Here is an 18764-nt window from a genome sequence, read left to right on the forward strand (position 1 = left end):
ACCGTGAGACGAGCCCTGTGAGGCGCTCACTCCGGGCGCGAGCCGTGCGCGGGGCTCAATAGGATCGCGCGCATGGACGAACGGCGCGTACGGGGCGTCCCGCGGCGCAGGACCCTGGCGGTCCTCGCCGCGGGCGCCGCCGCCTGCGTGCTCGCCGGGCTCGGCCTGACCGCCGCTCGTTCCGGCGATACCGGTTCCGGCACGCCGTCCTCGGCCTCCGCATCGGCGGCGGATGTCGGGCGCCCGGACGAGCGGGCCATCGCGACCGTCCTGGCCAACCGGGCCGACGCCGTACGCAAGCGCGACCGGGCCGCCTTCATGGCCACGGTCGCCACTGCCCCAGCCGCCTACCGGCAGGCGCAGTCCACGATGCTCGACAACCTGCTCAAGCTGCCCCTGGACGGCTGGCGGGAACGCTTCGAGCGGGTCGAGTCCACCACCGGCGGCGCCGCTCTCGTCCAGGTGAACCTGCGGTACCGGCTGCGCGGCCACGACGACGCCCCGCTGACACGGACGCGCCATCTGGCGTTCGCACCGCGCTCGGGGCTGTGGGTCATCGCCGGCGACGGTACGTCCCGGGGCCGCCCCGACGACGCCGCGATCTGGGACGGCGGCCCGCTCACCGTCGTCAAGGGGCGGGCCGGCCTGGTGATCGGGGACGCCCCGGGGCTGGACGAGATCGCCCGCCGGCTGGACGAGGCCGTCCCCGCCGTCTCCAGGGTGGCGGGTCCCCTGGCCGGCCGGGACTGGTCCCGGCGGGCCGTCGCGCTGGTACCCGCCGACTCCGCGCGGGCCGGCGCGCTCGCGGGCGGCGGCGGCCTGGAACTGGGTGAGATCGCCGCGCTGGCCACGGTCGTCCCCACCGCAGGCGGCCCGGGCGCCGACCGCATCGTCATCGCACCGGACACCTTCGGCCGCCTCAACGACCTCGGCCGCGACGTCGTCCTGACCCACGAGCTCACCCATGTGGCCACCGGCGGTGCCCGCGACGGCCGCACCCCGCTCTGGCTGATCGAGGGCTTCGCCGACTACGTCGGCTACAAGGGCCGGGCGGTGAGCGTACGGTCGGCGGCCCGCGAGCTGCACCGCGACGTGGCCGCCGGGCGGCTGCCCGCCGCGCTGCCCGGCCGCGCCGCGTTCGACGGCGGCTCCGGACGGCTCGCGCAGTCGTACCAGGAGGCCTGGCTGGCCTGCCGGATGATCGCCGACCGGTACGGTGAGGCGGCGCTGGTGCGGCTCTACCGGACCGCGGGCGAGCGCCCCGAGGCCGCCGCGCTGCGCGAGGTCCTGGGCCTGAGCCCGGCCGGTCTCACCGCCGCCTGGCGCGACCACCTGCGGAAGGAACTGGGATGACCGGAGCGGGACCCGACGGGCGGTCCAGGAAGGCGGCCGCGTTCACCGCCGTCGCGCTGTTCGCGGCCGTGGGCGCGGTGCTGGCCCTGACGACCCCGTGGAACCCGCTGGAGGGCGACGTCCCGGGCGGGTCCGTACCGGTGGACCCGGCCCGCGACTTCAGCGCCTCGGAGATCGCCCGGTCCCGCGCGTTCGACGCCGCGCTCGCCCCCCGCGCGTACACGAGCCTGTTCACCGGCCTCGCCGTGGTGCTGGTGCTCGGACTCACCCCGCTGGGCGCGCGCCTCATCTCCTGGTCCACCGCGCGGGTACGGCGCCGCCCGCTCCGGGTCGCGGTGGCGGCCGTCGTGCTGACGACGGTCGTCCATCTGGCCGGGCTGCCGTTCGCCGTCTGGGGCGAGGTCATCCTGCGCCGGTACGGCCTTTCCACCCAGTCCTGGCCCGCCTGGATCGTCGACGACCTCAAGTCGCTCGCCATCACGTGGGTCATCTGGTCGGTGGCTCTGCTGCTGCTCTACTGGGTGCTGCGGCGCTTCCCCCGGTACTGGTGGACGGGCGCGGCGGCCGGCGGCTTCCTCCTGGTCGTGACGATCTCGTTCCTCTATCCGGTCGCGTTCGAGCCGGTCTTCAACAAGTTCCACTCGCTGCCGCGCGGGGAGCTGCGCACCAGCCTGCTGGCGATGGCCGAGCGCGACGGCGTGCCGGTGAAGGACGTCCTGGTCGCCGACGCGTCCCGGCGCACCACCGCGCTCAACGCCTACGTCTCCGGGTTCGGCTCGACGCGCCGGATCGTCGTGTACGACACGCTGCTGAAGTCGACCCCGCGCGCCCGGATCGAGACGATCGTCGCGCACGAGCTGGGGCACGCCAAGAACGGGGACGTGCTCTCCGGGACGCTGATCGGCGCTCTCGGCGTCTCCGGTGCCGTCTGCCTGTTCTACCTCATGCTCGGCTCGCCGCGCCTGCTGCGCCGCGCAGGTGTCCCCGCCGAACCGGGCGAGAAGGCACCGAACGCGGCCGACCCCCGCTCGGTGGCGCTGCTGGTGGCGATGGTGGCGGTGGCGATGCAGATCGGCGGGCCCGTCCAGAACCTCATCAGCCGGCGGATCGAGGCCCGCGCGGACGCCCACGCCCTGAACCTGGCGCGCGATCCCGCCACGTTCGTGTCGATGCAGCACGAGCTGTCGGTACGGAACATCTCCGACCTCGATCCGGACATCGTCGAGCGCGTCCTGTGGATGAGCCACCCCTCGGCTCCCGAACGGATCGCCCTGGCGCGCGAGTGGGCGCGACTGCACGGCGTCCCGGAGCCTCCGCCACTGCGTCCTTAGGAGGCACTGCGTCCCTAGCAGGCGGCTAGGCGGCGGGCAGCGGGACCGAGCCCTGCGGTCCGATCTTGAAGCCCTGCTTGAGGGCGCTGCCCTTCACCCAGTCCTTCCAGGACAGCTGCCAGTAGCCCCAGCCGTTGTCCGGTTCGAGCTCCCGCTTGCTCCCCGTCACCTCGTACGGGTCGCCCCGGTGCGAGAAGTTGTAGAACCACTTCGCGTGGGACGGGCTGATGTTGATGCACCCGTGGCTGACGTTGTCGCTGCCCTGCGAGCCCACCGACCAGGGCGCGCTGTGCACGTACTCGCCGCTGTTGGAGATGCGGACCGCGCTGTAGACCGTCAGGCTGTAGTAGCCGGGAGAACCGGGCCCGATCCCTTCCCAGTCCGACGACATGGTGACCGGGCTGCCCTTGTCCATCGTGAGATGGACGCCGTTGGTCGTCGTGTACTTGGTGACCCCGCCCTTGCCCATGCTGACCGGGATCTTCCGGACGACCTTGCCGTTCTTCTTCACCACCATCTTGTGCGTGTTCTCGCTGGCCGTACTGATGTGCGAGTCCCCGACGCGGAACTTCAGCGACTGGTTCTTCGTCCCGTACACGCCCTTGGCCCCCTGCACGCCGGTCAGATGCGCGTTCACGGTGACGTCGGTGTGCGCGGGCCAGTACTCCTTGGTACGGAACACGACGCTCGGACCGAGGTAGTCGTCCTCGAACCAGTGCCAGGCGCCCTCGACCGGCTTGCTCGACCGGACCTCCAGGGCCCGCTCGACCGCCGCCTTGTCGGTGATCTCCCGATCGAACCGCAGGATGACGGGCATCCCGACGCCGACGACCTCCTTGGCGTTCGGAGCCTCCATCTTGGTGGCCAGCTCCTTCTTGGCCTCGGCCGTGGTGAACCTGGTGCTCACCGTACGGGTGCGCCCGTCCAGGCCGACCGCCGTCGCGTGCACCGCGTACTCGGTGCCGGGCGCCAGCGTCCAGCGCGAGCGCCACTGGGTCCGGTCGGCGTTCAGCGCGCCCTCGACCGCATCCCCCTTGGTCGTGACCGTGACGTTCGCGATCGTTCCCCGCTCCGCCTGCACGGCGATCGGGCTGTCCGGCCGTTGCGGCTCCGCGCCGCCCACCGGGGTGACGGCCACGTTCACCGCGCCGCCCCCGGGTACCGTCGTGGCGTCCGAGGAGCAGCCCGCCAGGCCCGCCCCCGCCGCCACCGTCACGCCGAGCAGCGCCGCACCGGCGCGCCCGCCCCGTTCTCGTCCCCCTGCCACACCGAACCGCACGTCGTCCCCCCCGCTCGTCGTGTGATCCACGCCGTTTCCTCCGGATGAGGAGTGCCGCGTCCGATGTGCCCCTACAAAGACGCACCTCGTGTAAAAGACGCACCTCATCCGAAAGGGCCGGTACCCGGGAAATTCCCTGGTACCGGCCCTCTGGGGGTTCTTTTACCGATCAGTGGGCGAAATGCCCCCGGTAGTACTCGAAGACCAGCCCGATGGTGGACATCAGGATCGCGAACGTGCCGAGGATGACCATCCACCAGCCGAACACCACGCCGAGCGCGATGCAGGCGGCCGACAGCCCCACGAACAGCGGCCACCAGCTGTGCGGGCTGAAGAAGCCCAGCTCGCCGGCCGCGGACGCGATCTCGCCCTGGGGGTCGTCCTCGTAGAGCGGACCCTGGTTGGCCTTCTCCAGCCGGCGGACCGTGAAGTGGACGTAGAAGCCGATCAGGCCCGCCAGGCCGACCGACAGCGACAGCGCGGTCGTACCCGTCCAGTCACCCGACCAGAGCCAGTAGACGACGGTGGTGGCGAGGAAGAAGACCGCACACCCGTAGAACAAGAACGCCTGTACGCGCATCGGCTACCCCTTCGTCCCGGTGAGTTCGCCCTTGGCCCCGACATGCGGATGGTGCAGGTCGAAGGCCGGCCGCTCGGAACGGATCCGCGGAATCGAGTTGAAGTTGTGCCGCGGCGGCGGGCACGACGTCGCCCACTCCAGCGACGCCCCGTAGCCCCACGGGTCGTCCACCTCGACGCGCTTGCCCTTCTTCCACGTGATGTACACGTTGTAGAAGAACGGCAGCATCGAGAGGCCGAGCAGCAGCGAGAACACCGTCGACACCTGGTTCATGCCGGTGAACTCGCTGGCGTAGTCGGCGTACCGGCGCGGCATGCCCGCGGCGCCCAGCCAGTGCTGGATCAGGAACGTGCCGTGGAAGCCGATGAACAGCATCCAGAAGTGCACCTTGCCGAGCCTGTCGTTCAGCATCTTGCCGGTGAACTTCGGCCACCAGAAGTAGAAGCCGGCGAACATCGCGAACACCACCGTGCCGAACACCACGTAGTGGAAGTGCGCGACCACGAAGTAGGAGTCCGACAGCTGGAAGTCCATCGGCGGCGAGGCCAGGATGACACCGGTCAGGCCACCGAACAGGAAGGTGACCAGGAAGCCGATGGACCAGAGCATGGGTGACTCGAACGTGAGTTGGCCCCGCCAGATGGTTCCCACCCAGTTGAAGAACTTCACCCCCGTGGGCACCGCGATCAGGAAGGACATGAACGAGAAGAACGGCAGCAGTACCTGGCCGGTCACGAACATGTGGTGGGCCCAGACGGTGATCGACAGGCCGGTGATGGAGATGGTGGCGAACACCAGGCCGATGTAGCCGAAGACCGGCTTGCGGCTGAACACCGGGAGGATCTCGGTCACGATGCCGAAGAAGGGCAAGGCGATGATATAGACCTCCGGATGCCCGAAGAACCAGAACAGATGTTGCCAGAGCAACGCCCCGCCGTGCGCCGCGTCGAAGACGTGCGCGCCGAGCTTGCGGTCGGCCTCCAGCGCCAGCAGCGCGGCCGCCAGGACCGGGAACGCCAGCAGCACCAGGATCGAGGTCAGCAGGATGTTCCAGGTGAAGATCGGCATCCGGAACATCGTCATGCCGGGAGCGCGCATGCACAGGATCGTGGTGATGAAGTTGACCGCGCCCATGATGGTGCCGAAGCCCGACATGGCCAGGCCCATCACCCACATGTCGCCGCCGATGCCTGGCGAGCGGACCGCGTCCGACAGCGGGGCGTAGGCGAACCAGCCGAAGCTGGCCGCGCCGCCCGGCGTCAGGAAACCGGCGATCACGATCAGGCTGCCGAACAGGAACAGCCAGTACGCCAGCATGTTCATCCGCGGGAACGCCACGTCCGGCGCGCCGATCTGCAGCGGCATGATCACGTTGGCGAAGCCGGCGAACAGCGGCGTCGCGAACATCAGCAGCATGATCGTGCCGTGCATGGTGAACATCTGGTTGAACTGCTCGTTGCTCACCACCTGCAGCCCGGGCTGGAACAGCTCGAGCCGCATCACCAGCGCCATCACGCCGCCGAGCAGGAACATCATGAACGAGGTGATCAGGTACATGTACCCGATCACCTTGTGGTCGGTGGACGACATCCAGGAGGCGATGATGCGCCCCTTGCTCGTCCGCGCCCCGGCAACCGACAGGCTGCCCGGAGCCTCACTGACCGTGGTCATCGGGCACCCCCTGCGGCCTTGGCCTTGGCATCGGCGATGAACTTCTCGTAGTCCGCGACGGAGACGACCTTGAGCTGGAACAGCATCCGGCTGTGGTCGACGCCGCAGAGCTCGGCGCAGCGGCCCTCGTACGTACCGAGCTTGCGCGCCGTGAACTCGAACTCGTTGGTGTAGCCCGGCATGACGTCCTTCTTGTACAGGAGCGCCGGAACCCAGAACGAGTGGATGACGTCATTGGCGTGCAGCCGCACGCGGACCGTCTTGTCCTGCGGGATCGTCAGCACGGGCTTGGCGCCCGTGGTGGCGTTCGGGTCGACCGGAGTGCCGACGACGGACGCGACGGTCTTCTCCTGCCCCGCGGCGTCCTTCTCCCGGTAGTCGAACTGCCAGCTCCACTGGAACCCGGTGACGTCGACGACGACCGCCGGATCCTTGGTGGTCTTCTCGACGTAGTTCTGGTCCCGGGCGGTGAAGTAGAACAGCACGCCGATGATGACGAACGGGACCGCCGTATACAGGATCTCGATCGGCATGTTGTAGCGCACCTGCGGCGGGAGGTCATCGGAGCGCTTGCGGTGGAACACCACCGCCCAGATGATCAGGCCCCATACCACGATGCCCACGGCGAACGCGGCGATCCAGGACCCCTGCCAGAGCGTCAGCATGCGCTCGGCCTGGTCACTGATCGGCTCGGGCATGCCCAGGCGGGCCACCTCACCGCTGCACGCGGTGGCGGTCAGCGCCAGCAGGCCCAGCGCGCCGGCGCTCGTCAATGCACGGCGACCGCGCACAGGCGTACGCCGCTCCCTAGAGCGGGTCGGACTCACGGAATGCCTTCCCCACGGATTGAAAGCCCGGACTGGCGGGCGGTGAGATCAGTTGGTACACGTGTGGTGGACACATTAGCGCGAGGGTGCCGCACACCCCTGATCGGGTGCCCGGTTAGAGTTCCCACGTGGCCGAACGCAACGCCCCCGGCACCTACTTCGACGCCGCGTCCACCGAGCCGCCGCATCCCGCGGCCCGCTCGGCGCTGATCGGCGCGCTCGACGCCGGCTGGGCCGACCCCGCCCGCCTGTACGGGGCGGCGCGCGGCGCGCGCGTCCTGCTGGACCGTGCCCGCGCCCAAGTGGCCGGCGTCCTGGACGTCCGTCCCGACGAGATCTCGTTCACCACCTCCGGGACCCAGGCGGTGCATCTGGCGGTCCTCGGAGCGCTGCGCGCGCGACGGCGTGTCGGACGCCACCTGGTCGTGAGCGCGGTGGAGCACTCCAGCGTGCTGCACGCCGCCGAGGCGCACGAGCGCGACGGCGGCACGGTCACCACCGTGGGAGTGGACCGGTACGGCCGCGTCGACCCGGCCGAGTTCGCCGCCGCGCTCCAGCCTGACACCGCGCTGGCCTGCCTGCAGTCGGCCAACCACGAGGTCGGCACCCTGCAGCCGGTCGCCGAGGCCGCCGAGGCCTGCCGCGCCGCCGGCGTACCGCTGCTGGTGGACGCCGCGCAGTCCGCCGGCCGGATGGACGTCCCCGCCGGCTGGTCGTTCCTGGCCGCCAGCGCGCACAAGTGGGGCGGCCCGCCCGGCGTCGGCCTGCTGGTGATCCGCAAGAACACCCGCTGGCGCTCCCCCCTCCCCGCCGACGAGCGCGAGGGACGCCGCGTACCCGGCTTCGAGAACGTCCCGTCCGCCGTCGCCGCCGCCGCCGCGCTCGCCGCGTACCGCGACGAGATGACCGCCGAAGCACCCCGCCTGTCGGCCCTGGTCGAACGGATCCGCACCGAGGTCCCGCGCCGCGTCCCCGACGTCGAAGTGGTCGGCGACCCCGACCGGCGGCTCCCGCACCTGGTCACGTTCTCCTGCCTCTATGTGGAGGGCGAGGCCCTGCTCACGGAACTGGACCGGGCCGGTTTCGCCGTTTCCTCCGGAAGCTCCTGTACGGCGGATACGCTGCGACCCAGTCACGTCCTCGAAGCGATGGGAGTGATTACCCATGGCAACGTCCGGGTATCGCTGCCGCGTGGCGCGAATTCGACCGACGTCGACCGCTTCCTCGCCGTGCTCCCCGACGCCGTCGCCCGCCTGCGGCGGACGGCGGGGGTGAGCACACCATGAGCTGCACGATCACGACGCCAGGAAGGCGGGCGCGCCCATGAGGTTCCGAGGCCGTGCGAAGACCGGCGCCCACCGCGCCGCCGCTCCGTCCGGTGCCCCCGCGCGGCCGGCCCGGCCGCCGCAGGCCGCGCCGCCCGAGCAGCCCGTCCCGGCCGGGACTCCCCCGGTACTGGTGATCGACGCGCTGGGCCGCAAGTGCCCGATCCCGATCATCCTGCTGGCCGAGCGGATCCGCGAGATCCCGGTCGGCGAGATCGTCGCCGTACTGGCCGACGACGTGGCGGCCCGTACGGACGTCCCCGCCTGGTGCCGGATGAAGTCCCAGGACTTCGTCCGCGAAGAGACCCTCCCCCAAGGCGGCTGGGCCTACCACATCCGCAGAAGCTACTAGCTGTGCTCATTGTCGCGCCTCCGGCACGACGGCTCGCGGGCGCTTTTACGCGCCGCCTTCCCTCGTCACGGTGGAGGGCTCGTTCTCGCCCATTGCCTCGCCTCCGCTCGGCAGCGAGCGGGCGCTTTGACGCACCGCCTTCCCTCGTCACGGTGGAGGGTTCGTTCCTCACCCTCCACCGCTCCTCAGTCCAGGCGGCGCGGCGCCCGCTCGCGTGCGGGCTGAGGTCAGCGACAGCCTCGACCCCTTATGCCTACGGGTTCGGGCAAACGAGGTGGGGGGCTACTTCGGTCGCGGCTTCTTGGCCGTAGACGTCGGTGAGGCGGGTCAGGAACGCCTGCTTGGCGAGGCGGTACTCCTGGGGGCCGGCGGCCTCTAGAACGTGGGCGGCGATGGTGTTGCCGACCTGGGCGGCGCGTTCCAGGGTCAGGCCCCAGGCGACCGCCGACAGGAAGCCGGCGCGGAAGGCGTCGCCGCCGCCGGTGGGGTCGACGACCGAGGGGACGGGTGTCGCCGGGACGTGCAGGCCCTGCTCGCCCTTGCGGTCGATGACCACGCCCTTGGCGCCGAGGGTGGTGACGCGGACGGCGACCCGGTCGAGGATCTCATCGCCGGACCAGCCGGTCTTCTCCTCGCAGAGGGCCTTCTCGTACTCGTTGGTGAACAGGTACGCGGCGCCGTCGATCAACTTGCGGACCTCGGTGCCGTCCATCCGGGCGAGCTGCTGGGACGGGTCGGCGGCGAAGGCGTAGCCGCGGGTACGGCACTCCTCGGTGTGCCGGACCATGGCCTCGGGGTCGTTCGCGCCGATCAGGACCAGGTCGAGGCCGCCGACCCGGTCGGCGACCGGCTTGAGCTCGATCTGGCCGGCCTCGCTCATCGCGCCGGCGTAGAACGTGGCGATCTGGTTCTGGTCCTGGTCGGTGGTGCACAGGAACCGGGCGGTGTGGTGCAGCTCGGAGACGTGCACCGAGCCGGTGTCGACGCGGTGGCGCTCCAGCCAGGAGCGGTAGTCGGCGAAGTCGTCGCCGACGGAGCCGACCAGGATCGACTCGGTGCCGAGGCTGCCCATGCCGAAGCAGATGTTGGCGGCGATCCCGCCACGGCGGATGTCCAGCTCGTCCACCAGGAAGGACAGCGAGACCCGATCGAGCTGATCGGGGATGAGCTGGTCGGCGAACCTGCCGGGGAAGGTCATCAGGTGGTCGGTCGCGATGGAGCCTGTCACGGCGATGCGCACGGCGTCGCTCTCCTCATGGGTGTCGTCCGGCTATGTGTCCGGCTGTCGTACAACCCGGAAAGACTACTTGCCCATCGCATCACAGGACCCGGCCGCCGGCACAGCCGGGCGACATGACACGAACGGCCCGGACACACTCGTCCGGGCCGTTCGTCAAGATGTCGGCCTCAGCCGGCGCGTGAGCGCGTTACCTGTCCGGTGAGGTGATGCCGGAGGCGAGTCTCACCGGACAGATCGCGAAGCGATGCCGCGCTCACACAAGAACCGGTCAGGTACGAGCCGCCAGGCGAGTACCTGAGCCGGGTCTTCAGAAACACTGCTTAGTTGAAGGAGTCGCCGCAGGCGCAGGATCCCCCCGCGTTGGGGTTGTCGATCGTGAAGCCCTGCTTCTCGATCGAGTCCACGAAGTCGATGGTGGCGCCGGTCAGGTAGGGCGCGCTCATCCGGTCGACCCGGACGTTGAGTCCGTCGAACTCGTGGACCTCGTCGCCGTCCATCTCACGCTCGTCGAAGAAGAGCTGGTAGACCAGGCCCGAACAGCCGCCCGGCTGCACGGCGACACGGAGCGCGAGATCGTCACGGCCCTCCTGCTCGAGCAGGCCCTTGGCCTTCGCCGCGGCGGTGTCGGTGAGGTTGACGCCCTGCTGCTGCGTGGTCTCCTGCTTGGTCGTCTCGCCTGCCGTCATGTGTTCAGCTCCCGGGTCTCGCTGCGCCGCGCACGCGGCGATCTGGTGCATGTCATCGAGGACGCCGTGACGTCTCTTCCGTTGCCAACGTACCTCGCGTGGAGGCCATTCCCTCTGCGGGCCAGTGTTTCACATCCCCCGGAGGGGACCCTGCCCGGAAGCGGGAGGTTCCCGGTATGCGATGATTAGTCGTCAAAGCGACGATAAGCCCCGTCGCAGGAGGGAGACTCCCCGTGACCACCCCTGTGCGTGACCTTCCACTGCTCTTCCTGGGCGAGGGGTCCGATCCGGCCAGTGAACGCGGCGTGGACTGCCCCGGCGAGCTTCCGCCCGCCTCTGATCCCGGCCTGGTGGAACGGGCCATCGCGGCCAAGGCGGCCCTGGGCGACCAGGTGTTCGTCCTGGGCCACCACTACCAGCGCGACGAGGTCATCCGGTTCGCGGACGTGACCGGTGACTCGTTCAAGCTGGCCCAGCAGGCCGCGGCCCGTCCCGAGGCGCCCTACATCGTGTTCTGCGGTGTGCACTTCATGGCCGAGTCGGCCGACATCCTCACCGCACCGCACCAGCAGGTCGTGCTGCCCGACCTGGCGGCCGGCTGCTCGATGGCCGATATGGCGGCCTTCGACCAGGTCGAGGAGTGCTGGGAGGTCCTGGAGGACGCCGGGATCGCCGATGACGTGATTCCGGTCACCTACATGAACTCCTCGGCCGACATCAAGGCGTTCGTGGGACGCCACGGCGGCACGGTCTGCACCTCGTCCAACGCCAAGCGCGCGCTGGACTGGGCGTACGGCAAGGGCAAGAAGGTGCTGTTCCTGCCCGACCAGCACCTGGGGCGCAACACGGCCGTGCTGGACATGGGGCTCTCCCTGGACGACTGCGTGGTCTACAACCCGCACCGGCCGGACGGCGGGCTCTCCCAGCAGCAGATGCGCGACGCCAAGATGATCCTGTGGCGCGGGCACTGCTCGGTGCACGGGCGCTTCAGCAAGGAGTCCGTGGACGATGTGCGCGCCCGGGTGCCGGGAGTCAACGTGCTGGTCCACCCCGAGTGCAAGCACGACGTCGTCCTGAGCGCCGACGAGGTGGGGTCGACCGAGTACATCATCAAGGCGATCGAGGCGGCGCCGTCCGGCTCGGCCTGGGCGATCGGGACCGAGCTCAACCTGGTCAAGCGGCTGGCGAACGCGCACCCGGACAAGAACGTGATGTTCCTCGACAAGGCCGTGTGCTACTGCTCGACGATGAACCGCATCGACCTGCCGCACCTGGTCCGGTCGCTGGAGACGCTGGTCGCCGGCGAGGTCGTCAACCGCATCGAGGTGGAAGGGGAGATCGCCCGGTACGCGCGGACGGCCCTCGACCAGATGCTCGCCCTGCCCTAGTGTTTCAAAGTCCCGGCCCACGGTGCTCGCCTGGCGGCTCGCACCGTGACCGTGCCTGTGCGAGCGCGGCATCGCTTCGCGATCTGTCCGGGGAGGCTCGCCTCCGGCATCGCCTCCCCGGACAGGTAACGCGCTCGCGCGGTGGCTGAGGGCCACTTTGAGACACTGCCTAGATGGCGCTGTTCTCCACCCAGTGGATCAGCAGCGCGTCGTCGCCGGAGAAGTCCAGCCTGGGGTCGCCGAGCTTTCGGCGGCCCCAGAGGAACAGGTAGACGTCGGCGGCGTCGCCCCGTACGGCGGCGTCGGCCTTCCCCGCGTCCTCGAAGGGCTCGGGCGTCCACTCGAACCGGTCCGGCCACATCCGGAACGTCCAGCGGATCCCGGCGTCGGCGGCGACGAAGGCCAGGGCGGTGCCGTCGCCCCTGAGGTGGTCGACCTTGGGGGCGAATCCGGCCGCGCTCCGCAGGTTGGCCAGCAGTTCGTCGATCCCGTCCACCGCGATCCTGGCGTCGATCACCGGCTCGCGGCCGAGCGCGATGTCCAGGTCGCAGCGGTGCACGAGCGTCTCATACAGCATCCGGCGGGACCAGAACCGCACGTGCGGGTCGGGGCCCCATCCCCACACCGGCCGGTCTCCGTCGGCCGCGCGCAGCGTCTTGATCAGCCGTTCGCCGCCGTCCACGTACCAGGACAGGATCTCGCCGGGCTCCGCCGGGAAGGTGACGCCGAGGTCGCGCCTGCTCCGGCGCTCCTGCGCGCCGGTACGCACGATGCCCTCCGCCCAGCGCTGCGTACCGCCGAGATGGGTCGCGAGGTCGGCCACCGACCAGCCCGGGCAGCTCGGCACCGGAAGGTCCGGGTCGGCGCCCTCCAGCCCGGCGGCGAACGCGGCGGTCTCGGCCTCGGCCGCGTCGCAGTGGCGGGCATGGGTCCAAGGCTCTGCGGTCATGTCACGAGCGTGTCATATCGGGAGCGGGGGCGTCAGAGCCCGGGAGCGCCCCAGACCGGGAACCAGCGGGATAGATCGTCCTCGAACGGCAGGTCGGCGCCGATCGCGCCGCGTACCTGCAGCTCCAGCGCATTGTCCCGGCGCTCGCCGGGGAGCGGGGCGAACGGGTAGAACGTGCCGCGCTTGTAGAGGTAGACCAGCGCCAGCCGCTGCCCCTCCGGCCCCTGGAAGCCGGCCAGCGAGCACAGCAGGTGCGGGCCGAAGCCGTTGGACTCCAGGGTCGCGTTCACCGCGTGCAGGTCGGTGACCACCGAGACCAGGTCCTGCGGGTCCTGCCGGGTCAGCAGCCAGGTGTAGCCGTACGAGTCGTTACTGAGCTCGACCGCGGGCCCCTCGTCGGCGTCCAGCAGCTCCTGGATGTCGCGCTGGAGCCGGACGAACGCGCCGCCCTCGGGCGCTCGAAAGCACACCGACCCCAGGCCGGTGGGCGTGAACGCCGTCGCCGCCTCCAGCGTCACCGCCGCCGTGGACAGCCCGAACAGCCGGTCGAGATCGGGCTGGACCGGCTTGGACCGGCCGAGCAGCGCGTCCAGGAACCCCATGCTCACGCTCCCCTGCTGAGCTGTCCGGAGATCTCCTGCAGCTGCGCCAGCCGCTTGTCCAGCGGCGGGTGCGTGGAGAACAGCGAGGAGACGCTGAAGCCCTTGCCGAACGCGGGCGCGAAGAAGAAGGCGTTGAACGGCTCGGCGGCGCGGAGGTCCTTGGTGGGGATCTTGGCCATCTCGCCGGAGATCTTGGTCAGCGCGCCGGCCAGCGCCGAGGGGCGGCCGGTCAGCAGCGCGGCGGCGCGGTCGGCCGACAGCTCGCGGTAGCGCGACAGGGCCCGGGTGAGCAGGAAGCTCACCGCGTACGCGACGGCGCTGACGGCGATCACCGCGAGCAGCACCAGCCCGGTGTTCTGGTCACGGTTGCGGCCGAAGCCGCCGAACAGCCCCATCTGGAGGCCGAACCGGGTCAGCAGGCCGGCCACGATCCCGAGGAACGAGGCGATCGTCATGACCGCCACGTCGCGGTGCGCGATGTGCGCCATCTCGTGCGCGAGCACGCCCTCCAGCTCCACCGGCTCCAGCCGGCGCAGCAGGCCGGTGGTGACGCAGACGACGGCCTTCTTCTGGTTGCGGCCGGTGGCGAACGCGTTGGGCACGTCGGTGTCGGCGATCGCGACCCGCGGCTTGGGGGCGTCCGACATCGCGCAGATGCGGTCGACGACGCCGTGCAGCTCGGGGAACTCCTGCGGCGAGACCTCGCGGCCCCGCATCGCGAACATGGTGAGCCGGTCGGAGAAGAAGTACTGGGCCAGCAGCAGCCCGGCGGCCACCACCAAGGCGACCAGTCCCCAACTCGGCGCGATCACATAGAAAGCCGTCACGAAGACGACATAGACGAGCCCCAGCAGGAACATCGTCACGAGCATCCGCGACGTGAGTCCCCGATCGGAGGCGTAGCGCGTGCGTGCCATCCGGACCCCCTCCACCGGCAGTGCATTCCCGGTTCCTTAAAGACAACGCACAAGGACCGGTATTTGTGCCTTGACCAGGTCGGGAAGCACTGTCGGGGAGAGTTGCCCGCCCGCTCGCCGTCGTGCCGGAGGCGCGACGATGAACTCAGTCGGGGATGAGGCCTTCGTCGCCGAGCATCTTCCTGACCTCGTCCATCGCCGCGTCGGCGGGAGGCAGGATGAGTTCGGAGGGTTCCAGGCTGTCGGCCGGCAGCGACTTGCCCACCGTCCGCGCCTTGCCGAGCAGGTCGTGCAGCGCGGTACGGAACCGTGCCTCGTCGCCGGACTCGATCGCCGCCTCGAGCAGATCGTCCAGCTCGCCGAGCGCGGTGAGATCATCGGCGGCGATGTCGAGCTGTCCCTCGCCCATGATCCGTACGATCATTGCGCACCGCCGGGCTGCTGCGGCCACTGCTTGGCCTGCGGGACGTCCACGTCCTGCTCGTGCGCCTGGCCACCGGGGGTGCCCTGGTTGAGCTCCTTGGGCGCGGGGCCCTGGCCGAGTTCGGCCTTGAGCCGCTCCAGCTCCAGATCGACGCCGGGACCGGAGCCCATCCGGTCGAGCTCGGCCTGGATGTCGTCCTTGGGCCCGCTGAAGTCCTCCAGCGCGCCCGAGGCCAGCAGGTCGTCGATGGCGCCGGCGCGCGCCTTCATGTTCTCGGTCTTCTCCTCGGCGCGCTGGATCGCCAGGCCCACGTCGCCCATCTCCTCGGAGATGCCGGTGAAGGCCTCATTGATCTTGGTCTGCGCCTCGGCGGCCGTATAGGTGGCCTTGATCGTCTCCTTGCGGGTACGGAACGAGTCGACCTTGGCCTGCAGCCGCTGCGAGGCCAGCGTGAGCTTCTCCTCCTCGCCCTGCAGCTGCTGGTACTGCGCCCGCAGATCGCCGAGCTGGGAGTCCAGCCCCGACCGCCGGGTCAGGGCCTCGCGGGCCAGGTCCTCGCGGCCCACCTGCAGCGCCTTCTTGCCCTGGTCGGTCAGCTTGTTCTGCTGCTGCTCCAGCTGGTTGATCTGCAGCTCGAGGCGCTTGCGCGAGGTGGCGACGTCGGCGACACCCCGACGGACCTTCTGCAGCATCTCCAGCTGGCGCTGGTAGGAATAGTCCAGGGTCTCGCGGGGATCCTCCATACGGTCCAGGGCCCTGTTCGCCTTGGACTTGAAGATCATCGACATTCGCTTCATCACGCTCATCGCGCGGCGCCGGTCCCTTCGTGTGCTGTGCTCAGTCACAAACTGGGCTCAATGACCACTGCTGGGGTTCTTATCACCCTACGCGTTAACGCGCGAGGCAGCCACGATGTTCGCAGCCGGTAGGCTTATCCCGTGTTCCGACGTCGTACCCAGGAAGCCCCCGAGAATCCTCCGCAGGCCGCAAAGCCGGGAGGAAAGGGCCGTCCCACGCCCAAGCGTGCGGAAGCCGAGAAGCGCCGCAGGCAGCCGATCACCGCGCCGTCCAACCGCAAGGAAGCCTACAAGCGCGTGCGCGAGCGCCAGGCCACCGAGCGCGTCAAGGCGCGCGCGGGGATGGCCAAGGGCGAGGAGAAGTACCTCCTCAAACGCGACAAGGGCCCGGTGCGCCGGCTCGCCCGCGACTACGTCGACGGCCGCCGTACCGTCGGCTCCTACCTGATGTACGCGATGTTCGCCATCGTGGCGCTCAGCCTGATGCCGGTCACCGCGGCCAGGCTGCTGGTGCTGTTCGCGCCGCCGCTGCTGCTGGGCGTGGTGTTCATCGAGGGCATCCTGCTCTCGCGCGGGATCAAGAAGCTGGCCGCCGAGCGGTATCCGGACGAGGACACCAAGGGCGTCGGCCTGTACGCGGCGATGCGCGCCATGCAGATCCGGCGGCTCCGGGTCCCCGCGCCGCAGGTCAGGCCCGGCGGGAAGCCGGTCGTCAAGAAGGGCGACAAGGCGGACGAGGACGACCGGGCGGGCTCGGGCGTGGCCAAGGGCGAGTAGTCGCGTTCACCCGATCATGTGCGGTTAGGGTCGGGCCATGGAGTTCCGAAACCTTGGCCGCAGCGGTCTGAAGATCAGCGAGATCTCGTACGGCAACTGGCTCACCCATGGCTCCCAGGTCGAGGAGGACGCCGCGCGCGAGTGCGTGCGGGCGGCCCTCGACGAGGGCGTCACCACGTTCGACACCGCGGACGTCTACGCCGGAACGCGCGCCGAGGAGGTCCTCGGACGCACGCTGGACGGGCAGCGCCGCGAGGGTCTGGAGATCTTCACCAAGGTCTACTGGCCGACCGGTCCCGGTCCCAACGACCGGGGCCTGTCGCGCAAGCACATCATGGAGTCGATCAACGGCTCGCTGCGCCGGCTGCGCACCGACTACGTCGACCTCTACCAGGCGCACCGGTTCGACTACGAGACGCCGCTGGAGGAGACCCTCCGGGCGTTCGACGACCTGGTCCGGCAGGGCAAGGTGCTGTACGTCGGCGTGTCGGAGTGGCGGGCCGACGAGATCGAGCGGGCCCTGAAGATCGCCGACGAGATGGGCTTCGACCGGATCGTCTCCAGCCAGCCGCAGTACTCGCTGCTGTGGCGGGTGATCGAGGAGCAGATCGTCCCGCTGTGCGAGCGGGAGGGCGTCGGGCAGATCGTCTGGTCCCCGATCGCGCAGGGCGTCCTGTCGGGCAAGTACCTGCCCGGTCAGCCGCTGCCCGCCGGGTCGCGCGCGACCGACGACAAGGGCGGCGCGGACATGATCAAGCGCTACCTGACCGACGACCTGCTCACCCGGGTCCAGGAGCTCAAGCCGGTCGCGGCCGACCTCGGGCTGACCATGGCGCAGCTGGCCGTGGCGTGGGTCCTGCAGAACCCGAACGTGGCCTCGGCGATCGTGGGCGCGTCCCGTCCCGAGCAGGTGCGCGACAACGTCAAGGCGGCCGGGGTCAAGCTGGACGCCGACGTGCTGGAGCGCATCGACGGCATCCTCGGCCCGGTCGCCATCCGCGACCCGGAGAAGACCGGCAGCCCCGCCAAGCGCCCCTGACCAACGAGCCGCCCTGATCCACCGGCCGTACGAGAGCCGCCGGTACGCGCGTACCGGCGGCTCCGTCGTCACATCAGGGGCACTCGTCCCATCACAAGCGCCCGTCACATCAGAAGCGCTCCGGGATCACTCCGGGTCGTGCAGGCTCATCGGCCCGTAGACGGCCTTCTCGCCGTCCAGGAGCTTCACCTGGTCGATCCCTTCGTCCCGGAGCCCGCGCCAGTTCTCCCCCAGCCACGTCTCGGCGTCGGCCTGCGTGGTGAAGGTCTCCTCCGCCACCCCGGCCGCCTGCCCGTCGGACTTCTCCAAACGCCAGCTCCACGCCATCGCGCTCTCGCCCTCCCTCGTCGCGGTGAGACTAGTCCTAGCCGTCGGGGCGGGCCCTAGCCCCGGCTCTCGATGGCCGCGCGGACCTGGTCCGCGGTGCCCACCTCGCTGCTGGACAGGGGCCGCCCGTCCACCCGTACGGACGGCGTCCCCTGAACCCCGTCGGAGATGTAGCCGCGGCTGGCCTCGAGCACGGCCGGGGCGCGCTGCTGCTCCTTCACGCACGTCTCGAACGTGTCGCCGGTGATGCCCAGCGGCGCGGCGTACGAGATCAGGTCGGCGGTGGCGTAGCCCTTCGTGTGCTCGCTCGCCGGCTGATGCTCGTAGAGCGCGTCCTGGTAGGCCAGCCAGCGGGCGCCGTCGGTCATGCAGCGCATCGCCGACGCGGCGCGCAGGGAGTTGCCGTACATCGGCTCCAACCCCTTGCTGAAGACGACCATGGGCCGGTAGACCACCTTCGCCTTCCCCGCCACCGCCAGTTCCTTGAGCACGGGGTCGATCATCCGGTCGAACTTCCCGCAGGGCGGGCAGGCGAAGTCCTCGTACACCTCCACCAGCGGCCGCTCGACACCGGGCCGCGTCATCGTCAGGCTTCCGTCCGTACCGGGCCTGGCCTCCGCGCCGCCGGCGATCTGGCCGACCTTCAGCTCCTCGGCCGGCGTCTCACCACCGCCACCGCCGTCGCCACCGGTGAGCACGGCCACCCCGACGACCGCGACCACCACGAGCGCCAGCCCGGCGGCCACGAGCCCGATCACCAGTCCTGCTCGTCCCGCCTTGTTGGGGGGTGGAAGCGGCGGGCCGGGAGCTCCCCAGGGCCCGGGCGGCCCCAGGGGCGGCGGGCCTGGCGGGCCCAGCGGACCCCCTGGGGGGCCGGGCGGGGGTCCCGGGGGCTGCGAC

The 18764-nt window shown here is 70.2% G+C and carries 20 protein-coding genes; 7 read left to right on the plus strand and 13 right to left on the minus strand.

Annotation, left to right across the window (positions count from 1 at the left end; translation table 11 throughout):
* Positions 1 to 72 precede the first annotated feature (72 nt).
* Complete coding sequence (locus tag ACH34Q_RS05070) at positions 73 to 1353, plus strand: hypothetical protein (protein WP_395981540.1); 1281 nt, start codon at positions 73 to 75, stop codon at positions 1351 to 1353.
* Positions 1350 to 2684 (plus strand): M48 family metallopeptidase, encoded by a 1335-nt coding sequence (locus ACH34Q_RS05075; RefSeq protein WP_395981541.1) that lies wholly within the window; start codon positions 1350 to 1352, stop codon positions 2682 to 2684. Before ACH34Q_RS05070 ends, ACH34Q_RS05075 begins: the two co-directional genes overlap by 4 nt.
* 25 nt (positions 2685 to 2709) lie before the next feature.
* On the opposite strand, the gene ACH34Q_RS05080 is transcribed toward ACH34Q_RS05075, so the two are convergent.
* The 4 genes from ACH34Q_RS05080 to coxB all read right to left on the minus strand — a co-directional run bounded on the left by ACH34Q_RS05080 (position 2710) and on the right by coxB (position 7005).
* Positions 2710 to 3993 carry an Ig-like domain-containing protein gene (locus tag ACH34Q_RS05080; protein WP_395981542.1) on the minus strand — a complete coding sequence of 428 codons (1284 nt, stop codon included), beginning with the start codon at positions 3991 to 3993 and terminating at the stop codon, positions 2710 to 2712.
* Between the two features lie 139 nt (positions 3994 to 4132).
* Positions 4133 to 4543 (minus strand): cytochrome c oxidase subunit 4, encoded by a 411-nt coding sequence (locus ACH34Q_RS05085; RefSeq protein ID WP_395981543.1) that lies wholly within the window; start codon positions 4541 to 4543, stop codon positions 4133 to 4135.
* A 3-nt stretch (positions 4544 to 4546) separates the two neighbouring features.
* Positions 4547 to 6214 carry a cytochrome c oxidase subunit I gene (gene ctaD / locus ACH34Q_RS05090; RefSeq protein ID WP_395981544.1) on the minus strand — a complete coding sequence of 556 codons (1668 nt, stop codon included), beginning with the start codon at positions 6212 to 6214 and terminating at the stop codon, positions 4547 to 4549.
* The gene (coxB, locus tag ACH34Q_RS05095; RefSeq protein WP_395981545.1) at positions 6211 to 7005 is read right to left on the minus strand and encodes a cytochrome c oxidase subunit II; all 795 of its coding nucleotides are present in this window, start codon (positions 7003 to 7005) and stop codon (positions 6211 to 6213) included. The genes ctaD and coxB overlap by 4 nt, the downstream gene beginning before the upstream one ends.
* Positions 7006 to 7169: 164 nt before the next feature.
* On the opposite strand from coxB, the gene ACH34Q_RS05100 reads away from it, so the two are divergent.
* Both ACH34Q_RS05100 and ACH34Q_RS05105 read left to right on the plus strand, forming a co-directional pair.
* On the plus strand, positions 7170 to 8327 hold the full coding sequence (locus ACH34Q_RS05100; protein WP_395981546.1) for a cysteine desulfurase family protein: 1158 nt from the start codon (positions 7170 to 7172) through the stop codon (positions 8325 to 8327).
* Between the two features lie 37 nt (positions 8328 to 8364).
* The gene (locus ACH34Q_RS05105; RefSeq protein ID WP_395981547.1) at positions 8365 to 8718 is read left to right on the plus strand and encodes a sulfurtransferase TusA family protein; all 354 of its coding nucleotides are present in this window, start codon (positions 8365 to 8367) and stop codon (positions 8716 to 8718) included.
* 253 nt (positions 8719 to 8971) lie between these two features.
* Here ACH34Q_RS05105 and ACH34Q_RS05110 read toward each other — a convergent pair whose 3' ends face one another.
* Together ACH34Q_RS05110 and ACH34Q_RS05115 are read right to left on the minus strand one after the other, a co-directional pair.
* The gene (locus tag ACH34Q_RS05110; protein WP_395981548.1) at positions 8972 to 9958 is read right to left on the minus strand and encodes a carbohydrate kinase family protein; all 987 of its coding nucleotides are present in this window, start codon (positions 9956 to 9958) and stop codon (positions 8972 to 8974) included.
* A 320-nt stretch (positions 9959 to 10278) separates the two neighbouring features.
* Entirely contained in the window at positions 10279 to 10644 is a 366-nt protein-coding gene (locus ACH34Q_RS05115; RefSeq protein ID WP_395981549.1) for a HesB/IscA family protein, read from the minus strand.
* Positions 10645 to 10877: 233 nt separating this feature from the next.
* Here ACH34Q_RS05115 and nadA point away from each other — a divergent pair, with 233 nt between their 5' ends.
* Entirely contained in the window at positions 10878 to 12032 is a 1155-nt protein-coding gene (gene nadA, locus ACH34Q_RS05120; RefSeq protein WP_395981550.1) for a quinolinate synthase NadA, read from the plus strand.
* A 169-nt stretch (positions 12033 to 12201) separates the two neighbouring features.
* On the opposite strand, the gene ACH34Q_RS05125 is transcribed toward nadA, so the two are convergent.
* The 5 genes from ACH34Q_RS05125 to ACH34Q_RS05145 form a co-directional block, all read right to left on the minus strand.
* Entirely contained in the window at positions 12202 to 12981 is a 780-nt protein-coding gene (locus ACH34Q_RS05125; RefSeq protein ID WP_395981551.1) for a maleylpyruvate isomerase family mycothiol-dependent enzyme, read from the minus strand.
* Between the two features lie 32 nt (positions 12982 to 13013).
* Complete coding sequence (locus ACH34Q_RS05130) at positions 13014 to 13583, minus strand: hypothetical protein (RefSeq protein ID WP_395981638.1); 570 nt, start codon at positions 13581 to 13583, stop codon at positions 13014 to 13016.
* Between the two features lie 2 nt (positions 13584 to 13585).
* Positions 13586 to 14500: a zinc metalloprotease HtpX gene (htpX, locus tag ACH34Q_RS05135; RefSeq protein ID WP_395981552.1), complete on the minus strand. Its 915-nt coding sequence runs from the start codon at positions 14498 to 14500 to the stop codon at positions 13586 to 13588.
* A gap of 145 nt (positions 14501 to 14645) precedes the next feature.
* Positions 14646 to 14924 (minus strand): hypothetical protein, encoded by a 279-nt coding sequence (locus ACH34Q_RS05140; protein WP_395981553.1) that lies wholly within the window; start codon positions 14922 to 14924, stop codon positions 14646 to 14648.
* The gene (locus ACH34Q_RS05145; protein WP_395981554.1) at positions 14921 to 15730 is read right to left on the minus strand and encodes a PspA/IM30 family protein; all 810 of its coding nucleotides are present in this window, start codon (positions 15728 to 15730) and stop codon (positions 14921 to 14923) included. Before ACH34Q_RS05145 ends, ACH34Q_RS05140 begins: the two co-directional genes overlap by 4 nt.
* A 132-nt stretch (positions 15731 to 15862) precedes the next feature.
* Here ACH34Q_RS05145 and ACH34Q_RS05150 point away from each other — a divergent pair, with 132 nt between their 5' ends.
* Together ACH34Q_RS05150 and ACH34Q_RS05155 are read left to right on the plus strand one after the other, a co-directional pair.
* Positions 15863 to 16498, plus strand: a complete 636-nt coding sequence (locus ACH34Q_RS05150; protein WP_395981555.1) for a DUF3043 domain-containing protein — start codon at positions 15863 to 15865, stop codon at positions 16496 to 16498.
* Positions 16499 to 16535: 37 nt separating this feature from the next.
* Positions 16536 to 17537: an aldo/keto reductase family protein gene (locus tag ACH34Q_RS05155; RefSeq protein ID WP_395981556.1), complete on the plus strand. Its 1002-nt coding sequence runs from the start codon at positions 16536 to 16538 to the stop codon at positions 17535 to 17537.
* Positions 17538 to 17663: 126 nt separating this feature from the next.
* On the opposite strand, the gene ACH34Q_RS05160 is transcribed toward ACH34Q_RS05155, so the two are convergent.
* Both ACH34Q_RS05160 and ACH34Q_RS05165 read right to left on the minus strand, forming a co-directional pair.
* Entirely contained in the window at positions 17664 to 17846 is a 183-nt protein-coding gene (locus ACH34Q_RS05160) for a hypothetical protein (RefSeq protein WP_395981557.1), read from the minus strand.
* Between the two features lie 74 nt (positions 17847 to 17920).
* The gene (locus tag ACH34Q_RS05165) at positions 17921 to 18622 is read right to left on the minus strand and encodes a DsbA family protein (protein ID WP_395981558.1); all 702 of its coding nucleotides are present in this window, start codon (positions 18620 to 18622) and stop codon (positions 17921 to 17923) included.
* Positions 18623 to 18764: the final 142 nt, after the last annotated feature.

It is taken from the genome of Actinomadura sp. 9N407, from assembly GCF_044326315.1.
Taxonomy (GTDB): Bacteria; Actinomycetota; Actinomycetes; order Streptosporangiales; family Streptosporangiaceae; genus Spirillospora.